This is a genomic window from Hydrogenophaga sp., from assembly GCF_050182545.1.
Classification (GTDB): domain Bacteria; phylum Pseudomonadota; class Gammaproteobacteria; order Burkholderiales; family Burkholderiaceae_C; genus Hydrogenophaga.
This window is the reverse complement of record NZ_JBFXCD010000039.1, coordinates 1-4003: the sequence shown is the minus strand read 5'-3', so window position 1 is coordinate 4003 and position 4003 is coordinate 1. Positions and strand designations below refer to the sequence as shown.

At 65.6% G+C, this 4003-nt stretch carries 6 protein-coding genes and 1 tRNA gene; 2 read left to right on the top strand and 5 right to left on the bottom strand.

Annotated features, from left to right (window positions below; genetic code table 11):
* The 5 genes from AB7P10_RS20040 to AB7P10_RS20020 all read right to left on the bottom strand — a co-directional run.
* Positions 1-247: hypothetical protein (locus AB7P10_RS20040; protein ID WP_428295604.1), on the bottom strand; the 247-nt coding region annotated here is incomplete at its 3' end.
* Positions 248-291: 44 nt separating this feature from the next.
* A complete protein-coding gene (locus AB7P10_RS20035) occupies positions 292-921 on the bottom strand; it encodes a pilus assembly PilX family protein (RefSeq protein ID WP_428295603.1) in 630 nt (209 codons plus the stop codon).
* Positions 922-924: 3 nt separating this feature from the next.
* Positions 925-1935, bottom strand: a complete 1011-nt coding sequence (locus AB7P10_RS20030) for a PilW family protein (protein WP_428295602.1) — start codon at positions 1933-1935, stop codon at positions 925-927.
* Positions 1936-1957: 22 nt separating this feature from the next.
* Positions 1958-2536 (bottom strand): type IV pilus modification protein PilV, encoded by a 579-nt coding sequence (pilV, locus tag AB7P10_RS20025; protein WP_428295601.1) that lies wholly within the window; start codon positions 2534-2536, stop codon positions 1958-1960.
* On the bottom strand, positions 2527-3342 hold the full coding sequence (locus AB7P10_RS20020) for a GspH/FimT family pseudopilin (RefSeq protein WP_428295600.1): 816 nt from the start codon (positions 3340-3342) through the stop codon (positions 2527-2529). The genes pilV and AB7P10_RS20020 overlap by 10 nt, the downstream gene beginning before the upstream one ends.
* A 41-nt stretch (positions 3343-3383) precedes the next feature.
* On the opposite strand from AB7P10_RS20020, the gene AB7P10_RS20015 reads away from it, so the two are divergent.
* The gene (locus AB7P10_RS20015; protein WP_428295599.1) at positions 3384-3815 is read left to right on the top strand and encodes a Fur family transcriptional regulator; all 432 of its coding nucleotides are present in this window, start codon (positions 3384-3386) and stop codon (positions 3813-3815) included.
* A 112-nt stretch (positions 3816-3927) separates the two neighbouring features.
* A tRNA-Thr gene (locus AB7P10_RS20010) sits at positions 3928-4003 on the top strand.

The following is a 4003-nucleotide window of genomic DNA, read 5'->3' as shown; positions in this document are numbered from 1 at the left end:
CACCGTCGGCGTCGACGTCGGAGAAGTCGTTATAGGCCTTGAAGAAGTACTGGTGGTCGCGCGACATGGACAGCATCACCAGCGGCGTCACCGTGGCGACGGTGGTGATAGGGCCGGCCGCGTAGTTTGCCATGATGGCGCCCGAGAGCTGCGCCGCCTGCACCGGCATGGCGAGCAGAGCGGGCAGGAAAGCCAGGCTCAGCGCCAGGCCCTGGGCAAAATTCTTGAGACGGTCCAAACGGGTCATCCTGCGTTCGATCATGGGGTCGTCCTCGCCGCGACGCGGCCTGCTCACTTCACCAGGGCGCGGAATTCCGCGCCTGTGATCAACTCTGCGTTGCCCGGCGCGGTGCCGCGCGAACGCACGTCCAGGAACGTGTGGGAGTTGCCGTTGCCGGCGCCGGCGCCCGTGGTGTTGGCGTCCACTTGCGCGCTGCACCCCGCGCAGATGCGCGTGCCCAGGTAGGTCACCCAGATATCGGCGAACATGTCGGTGTTCTGCACCGTGTCGTCATCGTCGGGATCGGCGCGGAACTGGATGTCGGGATCGCGGGTGAAAGTCGGCGGACCAATCTCGGACAGCAGGCCGTTCTCGTTGGTATCGAAGTGCGCCGTGGGTTCGACCGGTACGATCTCGGCCGGCACATCGTATTCGCGAACTGCAATGCCGCCGGCCGAGGGTGGCCAGCCGCCGTTGTAGAGATTGGCCGCCAGTACTCGCCGGATGGCGGTGCGACCGCCCTCGGATGCCTGGAAGGCGCGGCGCTGCAGCGACGTGTTGATGGTCATCTTGAGATCGGTCGTCGTGGTGCGCATGGCGACCACCGCGATCATGGTCATCACCAGCAGCAGCACCAGGGTGATCACCAGCGCAATGCCGCGTTGGCCGTGAGTCGTGAGGGAAGGGGAGTGGCGTCCCATGGCTTAGCCCCGCGTCTTGTTGCGGACTTGCACCGCGAAGTTGAATTGCTTGCGGTGGAACTGTTCGTCGGCCGTGGGCGGGTCGTACGTGAACCCTCCGTACATCGCGAAGTCGTCGCGGTCGTCGGTGTAGGCGACATCGCGCTCTGGGCCGCGCACCATCAGCGAGACCTGCACGTTCACCACACTCGGCCACTGGTTGTTGGCCGTGATGGTCGTGGCGCTGAAATACTGGGTGGTGGGGATGGGTGCGTCGGTCAGCACGCCGAAGGTGGCCTGCAGCTGCTCCACGCCCGCGACCACGTCTTCCTGCACCATGCTCGTGCCGTTCAGCACCAGGCGCGCGAGGGTGGGGGTGGTATCGTCGGCGGCATCACACACGCCGGCCGTGCCACGATCCTGGGACGCGCACCGGCGGATGTAATAGATGACGGTGCGAAACGCATAGTTGGCTTGCGTCTCCGGCTCCGGGTTCTCGTAGAGATCGCCCGGTAGATCGGTCATGTCCTGGTTGCCGAGGAACAGAATGCCGGCCGCGCCGACCTTTGCGCGCAGGTAGACGTCGGTGGCGACCAGCGAGGCGGTGACGGTGCGTTCCGGATCGGCGTAGCGCACCACCAGCACGTCGGTGTTGGGCATGTAGTCCGCCGCCGGAATGCAGCTCAGCGGTGAACTCGCGCCGCCTTCCAGCGCGAAGAAGCCTACTGTTGAGATTACTGGTGACTGCGTGCAGGTGGTCGCGATGGGCAGGGAGGCGAGATCCGCATCCACGTCGATGAAGTCCGCTTCCACGCCGCCCCAATGATCGCCCATGCGCAGGTGGTACTGGATCTGGTTCAGCGCGTAGCGCGCGTTCTCGTCCAGCACGTTGGTGCTTTCCTGCAGGCGATAGGCGGTCTTGTTGCTGACGAAGATGCTGACCACACCGGACAGCAGGATCAGGCCCACGGTGATCGAGACCATCACCTCGACCAGCGTCATGCCGGCCTGGCGGCGTGTGATTGATGAGCCCATGTGGAACATTCCGCTTGTCGCCTCAGTTGAGATCCAGGCCCGGCACCACGGTCATGACCAGGCGCTGCACCACCTGGTCTTCATCGTCGTTGCCGCTGCGGCCGAGATCGTCCTTGCCGGTCGTGCGTTCGACCCATTGGATCTTGATGGCATAGACCTCGCCTGCGTTGTCGCAGGACCAGCCGCTGCTGTCACCGTCATTGGGCGTCGAGTCGCGGCACACCACGCCGGTGCCGGACGGCAGCACGTCCTCGTTGGACTGCAGCGGTGCGCCCTCGGTATGGACGTTCCAGGCGACCAGGTCGTAGGTGGCGCGCTGCTGCGCGTCGCACACCACCGCGGCACAGTCGGGAGAGGCCGATGTCGGCATGTCCTCCTGCACGTTGTAGTAGCCGGCCTGCACGGCGAACTCGTTGGCGCGCATCAGATCGGACATGCTCTCGGCCTGCGCCACGGCGATGGAGCGCAGCTGCGAGCCATGGGTGAAGCGCATGCCGGCGACCTGCAGACCGGCGATGCCGAGCAGGCCTATGGAGAAGATCACGATCGCGATGAGGATTTCGAGCAGCGTGAAGCCGCCCTGGCGGCGCGTCATGGGCATGTCAGCGCGCTCCCGTTCGGCTGCTTGTCGAGTGAGGATATCCGGCCGGTATTGCTGATCCCGACCGCCTTGGCGTGGGCGGCTCCGCGGAAGTCGCAGAGCGTGAAGTAAGTGGTGGCGTTGGGGCAGCTCTCGAGCGTGGCGAGGCTGGAATCGGTGTTGCAGCGGACCGAGCCGTCGCCCACGTAGACCAGCACGTCCGGGACGCTCACCGCAGGCGTCAGCGTATTGGTGCCGTCGAAAGCCTTCTGCTGGAAGAGCAGGCAGTCGGTGGTGGCGCCTTGCGCGCAGTCGTCGACCCCAGAGCCGCCCTTGTTCAGCACGCCGTTGGCGTTGCGGTCCACGAACACCAGCCAGCCCTTGTTCCAGCCATTCCCGGTGCCGACCGCGTCGCAACTGGTGCCATTCTCCGAGACGCACACCACCACCCGCTGGTTCAGCTTGATGGCCTCGCTGCGGGCGTGGGAGAGGGCGGTCGAGAGCGAATTGATCTGGGTGGTCATGCGGCCGTTCTGGATGTAGCTCTCCACGCCGGGGATGCCGACGCCGAGCAGCACACCGAACACCGCGATGGCGACCATCAGCTCGATGATGTTGAAACCGCTTTGTCGCTTCATGGCGGCGAGTATCGACGGCGCGCGGGCGGAATCCACCCCGCAGCGGCTGAACGTCGTAATTCGGGCCGTGAACGGTCGGTCGATCATCGGGGCTGTGAAGCGCTTCACGCGGTCCCGGCGAACACCACGCAGCCCGCCCGGCGCCTGGGGATACCCCACGCCCGACAGGTAAATGAAAATAATTCGCATCTGTTCTGGACAGGTCGACCGCTATCGGTATACTTCCGGCCATGGACATGGCCACGCGAATCTCCCCCTTGGGCCGCGACGAAATCGCGGCGCTGCTGCAGCGTTTCGGCATCTCGCCGACGCCCCAGCGCCTGCAGGTGGCCAGCCTGCTGCTGGAGCGGCACCAGCACCTGTCGGCCGACCAGGTCCTGGTACGCCTGCAGGAGAACGACGCCCAGGTATCCAAGGCCACGGTCTACAACACCCTCGGCCTGTTCGCCGAGCGAGGCCTGGTGCGCGAAGTCATGGTCGACGCCACGAAGGTCTTCTACGACTCGAACACCGTCCCCCACCACCACTTCTTCAATATCGACGACGGCACCCTGACCGACGTCCCCGCCGGCGCGGTGGTCATCGACCACCTGCCGGACGCCCCGGCCGGCACCCGCACCGACACCGTCGATATCGTCATCCGCGTCCGCAACCACGCCTGAAACCGCCGTCCCGGCTTGATTGACGCAGGCCTGCCGCATTGCGATGATTGCGCCCCCGTCGGGCGGCCCTCGCCCGGCACCGGCGTACCGTTCCAGGCCCGCCGTGCTCCATGCCGGAGTAGCTCAGTCGGTAGAGCAACTGATTCGTAATCAGTAGGTCCGCGGTTCGATTCCGCGCTCCGGCACCA

Coding starts and splice junctions, on each gene's coding strand:
- AB7P10_RS20015 (WP_428295599.1), top strand. CDS start 3,384: ATGGACATGGCCACGCGAATCTCCCCCTTGGGCCGCGACGAAATCGCG.
- AB7P10_RS20030 (WP_428295602.1), bottom strand. CDS start 1,935: ATGGGCTCATCAATCACACGCCGCCAGGCCGGCATGACGCTGGTCGAG.
- AB7P10_RS20035 (WP_428295603.1), bottom strand. CDS start 921: ATGGGACGCCACTCCCCTTCCCTCACGACTCACGGCCAACGCGGCATT.
- pilV (WP_428295601.1), bottom strand. CDS start 2,536: ATGCCCATGACGCGCCGCCAGGGCGGCTTCACGCTGCTCGAAATCCTC.
- AB7P10_RS20020 (WP_428295600.1), bottom strand. CDS start 3,342: ATGCGAATTATTTTCATTTACCTGTCGGGCGTGGGGTATCCCCAGGCG.